Raw genomic sequence first — 6863 nt, 5'->3', positions numbered from 1 at the left:
GCCCCTGCAGGTAGGTAAATACATCTAATGCACCATTAGCCCTTGGGTCATCCATCACATCAAAGCCATAACTATCGCCACCGGAGAAGAGGCCGGTAGCATATTTTTCATCTAACACCTGCAACGCACTTTTAACCCTTGCCCTTACAGTAACTTCTTTTAAAGTAGCCGATGCCATTAATTTCCTGAGCCGTTCCTGTTCATCCATAAAATATTGCATACGGCGCAGCGCCATACTATCGGTCCAGTTGGTTAAACTGCTATGAATGGTTACATGGCGTGGTTGTAAGTTAAACAACCCGTTGGTGAAACTAACAACGGCACCGGTGTTACTACTTCGTTTACCGTTGAGCATATAAAACAATTTAACGGTATCATAAAAGAAAACACCATTCTGCTCAAATGAGCCATCTTTATGAACAGGCAATAATAAAAACTGTTTGCTACTGTCTTTACCCTGCACAATTACATTTAAAAAAGAAGATGCTCCACCCAGGTTGTTACTACCATATACCTTACCTTCTATTTTTAAATAATTGGTTTCGGGGGGAAATTGAATATTGGGAACTTTTTGTGCGGCTAAATCGCTCCAGTTGTAACGGCGCCAACCATTGGTTAGCATCACCAAATCTAAATGATGGCTAACACTATCAGCATCGCTGGAGAAATAATAAACCGGGTTATGCACTTTGCCTTTAATATCATCACTCAATAAAAAATCGGAGTAAATAGAATGTTGATCATCAACCGGCACATCGGCATCGGTAACGGCAATAGACATATTGGCAAAAGCAGTATCAGATACAAAAAACTCAATGGTGTTTTTTCCGCGTTTATCTAAATTTACCAATGGCGTGCTGATGCGGGGGTTGAAGATATAGTTTTCATTATTCACAAAAACAATTCTTTCTGCAACGGGCTGCCAGTTGGCATTAAACAAGGTAATTTGCAAAATACCGGTGGGTAATTCTGTCGTAGGCAAATCGGCCACTACACTGGTTTTAGCCGAAAAATTAATTCTTGATTTGTACACTAATTGCTGATTCATTTGCGCCATGAGGTACATGGTTTTGTACAAAGGATCATCATTGGCGGTGCGCTCTACAAACACAATGGCTTTATCGCTGGCGGGTTGTACAGAAAGGGTGGCACCGTTGGGTAATGCGGCAGGTAATGCGGTTGTGCCGGTTTGGCCATTTTCATCTAACCAGTTAATTTGATAGGTTTCCCCGGCTTTGGGTTCAACTGAAAAGCTGCCCATGCCATCATGTTCCGTTAAAAATGAATCAACCAATGCCTGATGGTTGTTTTTAATGGCCCCTTTAATATATACAGGATTGCCAAACTGATCGGTGGCTTTAAAGGCAACGCGGCTATTCAGCCCTTCTACCAGATTACCTCCTTCGGGGAACAGGTATACCTGTGTTTTCGGCAAGATAATATTGGCTTTAACCTGTGGTTGTATTACGGGAATGGAGCGCTGATACAAAAAAACGGTATCAAAATTCAGCATCCAACGGGTGTAAGCTCTTAATTGCAGACTTTTACCACTGTAATTGGCCGGCACTTCAAACGAACCGGAAGCAGTGGCTTGAAAAAGCGGCGCAACTGAATGCATGATTAAATTACCCGATGCATCGTACCAGTCTACATAAAAATTTTTGCTGATGTAGGAAAGGTCAATACCTGTCATTAAATAGGCTTTGTACCAAATGGTTTCGCCTTTATTATAAGCGCCCTTATCGAATTGAATATGTACTTTTTCTTGCGGATATCTGTTGGCATACACATCCATCATAGAATCTAATACCTGTGCTTTTGCCGAAAATGAAAAACTAAGCAGTGTGCAAAAGCCTAAAATAGCAAGCATTTTGTTCATGTAATACAATTTATGTTGACGAGATGTAATTACTTTCTATTCAAAAAAGGCACAAACAAAGGCCATTTTTTTTAAACAAGCAATATAGTAAATAAACACTATTTTATAATGTGCTAAAAAACAAACCTACTTATAAAAATAAGTAGGTTGGGTTATATTTTTATTAAAGCGGAAAGAATAGGCGGCTTATTAAAGCATACTGTAACTCATGCTACCATCTTTTTCATCTTTAATTTGAATGCCGATGGCCAATAATTCATTCCGGATGGTATCGCTGGTTACAAAATCTTTTTTTGCTTTGGCTTGTTTACGCAATTGCAACAGCAAATCCATTACCTGGTGCAGTTTACCATCGTAGGCAGCAACCGGGTTTTGCAAGCCAAATACCTCTTCTAAAAACAGTTTCATTTGTTTTTTTAAGTGTAACACTGTTGCCGATGCTAAACTATTAGCCGGTAATTGTTTGTTTTTTAATCCATTGATAACAGGTGCCAGCTCAAACATATTGGCCAATACTTTTGCTGTGCTTAGGTCATCATCCATAAACACTGAAAATTCACTGATTTGTTCCTGTACTTTTTTATCTAGCTCAATATCGCCGGCTACTTCATTTTCGGGTAAGGGTAATGCCAGCAAATTGGTATAGGCTTCCCACAAACGTTTCAGTGCTTTTTCAGATGCCTGCAAGGCTTCATTACTAAAATCGAGGGTGGAGCGGTAATGCGATTGCAGGATGAAGAAACGGATGGTCATGGGATGGTATGCCTGTTCTAAAATGGGGTGATTGCCACTAAACAACTCGGTTAATTTAATCACGTTGTTATAGCTTTTACCCATTTTTTTACCATTGATGGTAATCATGTTATTGTGTACCCAATAGCGTGCAGGCGGTATGTGGTTGCAAACCGAGCTTTGTGCAATTTCACATTCGTGGTGTGGGAACTCTAAATCCATTCCGCCGCCATGTATATCGAATTGTTTACCCAGGTATTTGGTGCTCATGGCCGAACATTCAATATGCCAACCCGGAAAGCCTTCGCCCCAAGGGCTAGTCCAACGCATAATGTGTTCGGGTGGTGCTTTTTTCCAGAGGGCAAAATCGTTCTTGTTTCTTTTTTCGTCCTGATTTTCTAATTGGCGTGTGGTTTCTAATTGTTCTTCAATATTTCTGCCACTGAGTATGCCATAGGGGTGGCCTATTTTAGAAAAGTCGGTATTGTATTTGGCTACATCAAAATAAACAGAGCCATTTACTACATAAGCATAGCCATCGGCAATAATTTGTTGAATCATGTTAATTTGCTCTACAATATGGCCTGTAGCGGTAGGTTCAATACTGGGTGGCAGGGTATTGAATTGTTGCATGGCCCAGTGAAACAGGTTGGTGTATTTCTGCACCAGCTCCATGGGTTCTAATTTTTCCAGTATAGCTTTACTGCTGATTTTATCTTCTGCGGCGCGGCCTTCTTCTTCAAAATGGCCGGCATCGGTAATATTGCGTACATACCGTACTTTATAACCTAAGTGTAAAAAATAGCGATACAGAATATCGAAAGTAATATAAGGGCGTGCATGGCCCAAATGGCTTTCGCCGCTCACGGTTGGTCCGCAAACATATAAGCCCACCAGTCCGGGTGTTATGGGTGTAAACACTTCTTTTTTACGGGTAAGGGTATTGTACAATTGTAAAGGCATAGAAATATTTAAATAGCGGTCATTATTCAATTACAGGCTGCAAAAGTAGCCAATCGGTACAGTAGCAGCAAACGGAATATAAAGCGGGAAAGGGGTTTTATTTTTTCAGTGCTACATCACTTACCAGCATAATATGATCGCTTAGGTCTTCATCAACCATATCAAATTGCCGGATGGCAAAATGAGGGTCGGTTAAAATATAGTCAATACGCAGTGTTGGTGCAAGGCTAATAAAACTGCGGCCAATGCCAAAACCTTTTGCCAAAAAAGCATCCTGCATGTTTTCACGAATATGGAAATAAGTAAAGCTGTTGGGTACATCATTAAAATCGCCGCAAATTAAATAGGGATAAGGGCTTTCGTTCAATTTGTTTTTTACAATGATGGCCTGTGCGGTTCTTCTTCTAAAAGCCAGTAGCATTTTTTGAATAATGCCTTTGGAGGCGGCCAGTGCTTCTTCATTTTGTTGTTTTATTTTTTCCATCCCTTCATAATCTTCCTGATTAAATTTATACGACTGCAGGTGGGTGTTAAACACCCGAATGGTATCGATCCCTTTTACAATATCGGCATAAATAAGGCTTTCGGCGGTTTTAAAGGGGATGCGTTCGGAACGGATAATGGGGTATTTGGAAAAAATGATACAGCCGGAATGATAATTGTTTTTGCGGCGATAGTCTTTTGAAAAGAAATGATAGGGAAAGCTGTCTGTAAACAAGCTGATATGATTGGCAGAAGAGGCAGCATTATCTGCATTGTTAAATTCCTGCAAACAAACCACATCGGCATTCAGTTTTTGAATAGTGAGGGATAAATCGGTCGGTACCTGTTGTTTGGCGGCTTTACTTTTACTAAGGCCATTAAAGCTTTGCACATTCCAGCTAATGATGCGCCAACTGCCGGCAGGTTTTGTTTTTGAAAATCCTTCTTTTATGTTACCGGCAAACATTACCTGTATTTGCTGATAGCTGAGTAATAGTGCCAGCAGCGGTATCCACACATATTTCGGCTTTACGATAATCCAGAAAATAGCAGCAAAAATGAGGATTAAAGCCAGGTAGGGCATGGTAATGGCAATAAAGCTGATGGGGGTAAAATATACAGGATTAACCCACGGACTTAAACAGCCCAGTAAGTAAATAAAAATGACCAGCAGGTTAATACCAATTACTATACGTTTTATAAAAGGCCTGATGAATGCCAATGCCATTGCATAAAAATAACAATTGTTGCCGGATAGGCAAAAGAGAAATGCAGGAAAGGTTGTTGGAGATAAAAAGCAAGGTGTGTATTTTTTGTGAGAATGGTTGAGAAAGATTGGATGAAGCTTGCCTTATTCCTTTATCCAAATAGCACAGATGGCAGGATTGTGGTACGACAAATAATCAGGAGAGTATGGTGATTGTTTTAGTTGGTAATTTCTTTAGTAGGATTTTTGCTGTGGCTAAAATCACTTCATACCAAATAAATTCTTGCTCTGATAATCCTAAAAAATTAATTTTAATTTGTTTATTCAACCTACAGGTTGTGGGTATTATATCTTGATTACACAAAAGTATTATTTGCCCATGTGAAGAACGCTGTTACGCTGAATACGAATATTTTTTTGTCTTTGTTTAGTGCTGTTGTATATTTTTTACTTGTAACAGCTTCTCTAAGCCATTTAATTGAGCCGGGTTTCCATCCTGCACCTTCATTAAATCATGATATCCTTCTCCGGCATTGCTTCTATGCTATTTAAATACAGATAGGGAAGTTTTTCATCAACAGATCCTGCAACTTGTTGCCACTTGCATTCAATCCTGATATGCAGGTTATATTTGTCAGAATGCAATAAAAATTCAGTATTGCCTTTGTGTTCATATATTGTTTTGAAAGGCACATTTTCAAGAAGCAATTCCTTTCCATAATTAGCAGTGTCTTTTTCCCAAACTCTATAATTTACAATTTGAAACCCTTTACCTGATAAAACTGTTTTAACCGCTACTTCAAGCTGGTTTCCGGTAATGTTGCCTTTTGTGCCTTTTTGCATGGTTGCGTTTTATAATTTGTAACCACTATTTCATTGATTTTTCCCCGCTTTGAAGCATCAGAGTTGATCATTCTTTTTGCAGGTACCCTAATTATATTGAAATCTTTGTATAGTTCATCAAAGAAATGGTCGGAAGGGTCATGATTTTTTGGGTCTGAGTTACTAAGCATTGCATATTCTCCTTTCGTATGGATGTAGGCAAATAGCTTGCTTAATTCTGTTTGTTCATTGTCAGAAAAATCATGTTTGCTGTATGCTGTAAAATTTGCTGTTTTGCTGATGGGTCTGTAAGGCGGATCAAAATAAACAAATGAATTTGTTTTTAAATCTTTTTTTACCTGTTTGAAGTCGGCTTTTTGAATTGTTGCTAATTCTAAGATTTTTGAAACAGATAATAAATTGTATTCATCGCAAATAGTGGGTTTGTCATAGTCGCCTACGGGAGTATTGAATGCTCCTTTTGCATTCACCCTATAAAGACCGTTGAAACAAGTTCGATTTAAAAAAATAAATTGTGCAGCTCTGGCAATCCATTGTTCTGAATATTTTTCATAATCAGTATTGAATCTTTGAAGGTTATAATTTGTTCTCTGTTCGTAAAAGTATTCATCCCTTTGTTTTTTATCCAGCTTGTAATATGTTTTTTGGTAGCGGTATAAAAAATCAATCAGCTTTGATACATCTTGTTGAATTACTTTATAGGTTAAAATGAGCTCTTCATTAATGTCATATAAAAATGCATTTTCAATTTCAAAATTTTGTACTATGTCAAAGAACACAGCACCACTACCCAAAAAAGGTTCATAATAATTTTTAATTTTCCTGAGCTTTAATTGTTGTGGATACAGTTCCTGAAATTTCTGAAGCAATTGTCCTTTGCCGCCTGCCCATTTTAAAAATGGTTTTGCGTTAAGGTTGTATGGTTGAAACAGGTCTTCAACACTATTTAAAACATCTTCTTTTAAAGAAATTTTTTTAGGCATGTTTCAAAAATAAAACATTTCAGTCATTAATTGTATTCGTTTGTAATACTATTATGGTTGCCATTTGCATAAACTGCGTGCAGACTTTTATGACTTGAAGTGCCAGCCTGTATTTCAGGCAATTCATATCAATAAAATACACATATTTCTTTATTTTATTGCCCAACTGTATGCTTCATAGGCATATCCGTTAATTTCTTTCTCTTTTACACCTCATTATTCAATAGGGCAGTGCATTCAATTTTTGATGCTGCTGCATACTTTGTTACAAATA

Annotated in this window: 5 protein-coding genes and 1 pseudogene; all 6 read right to left on the bottom strand. The window is 38.0% G+C overall.

Annotation, left to right across the window (positions count from 1 at the left end):
• Window positions 1-1879: hypothetical protein (locus A0F92_RS00735; RefSeq protein WP_068240617.1), on the bottom strand; the 1879-nt coding region annotated here is incomplete at its 3' end.
• A 189-nt stretch (window positions 1880-2068) separates the two neighbouring features.
• Window positions 2069-3574: a cysteine--tRNA ligase gene (gene cysS / locus A0F92_RS00730; protein ID WP_068240627.1), complete on the bottom strand. Its 1506-nt coding sequence runs from the start codon at window positions 3572-3574 to the stop codon at window positions 2069-2071.
• Between the two features lie 97 nt (window positions 3575-3671).
• Window positions 3672-4784 (bottom strand): endonuclease/exonuclease/phosphatase family protein, encoded by a 1113-nt coding sequence (locus tag A0F92_RS00725; protein WP_068240615.1) that lies wholly within the window; start codon window positions 4782-4784, stop codon window positions 3672-3674.
• A 335-nt stretch (window positions 4785-5119) separates the two neighbouring features.
• Window positions 5120-5257: pseudogene (locus A0F92_RS16005) on the bottom strand (PD-(D/E)XK nuclease superfamily protein); the annotation flags it as partial.
• Between the two features lie 13 nt (window positions 5258-5270).
• Window positions 5271-5606, bottom strand: coding sequence for a PD-(D/E)XK nuclease superfamily protein (locus tag A0F92_RS00720; RefSeq protein WP_253809992.1), 336 nt, complete (start codon window positions 5604-5606; stop codon window positions 5271-5273).
• On the bottom strand, window positions 5558-6589 hold the full coding sequence (locus tag A0F92_RS00715) for a DNA adenine methylase (RefSeq protein WP_167516675.1): 1032 nt from the start codon (window positions 6587-6589) through the stop codon (window positions 5558-5560). Before A0F92_RS00715 ends, A0F92_RS00720 begins: the two co-directional genes overlap by 49 nt.
• Between the last annotated feature and the right edge of the window lie 274 nt (window positions 6590-6863).

Source organism: Hydrotalea flava (genome assembly GCF_001623405.1).
Classification (GTDB): domain Bacteria; phylum Bacteroidota; class Bacteroidia; order Chitinophagales; family Chitinophagaceae; genus Hydrotalea; species Hydrotalea flava.
The sequence above is the reverse complement of the archived record's forward strand: the minus strand, read 5'-3'. Positions and strand labels throughout refer to the sequence as shown.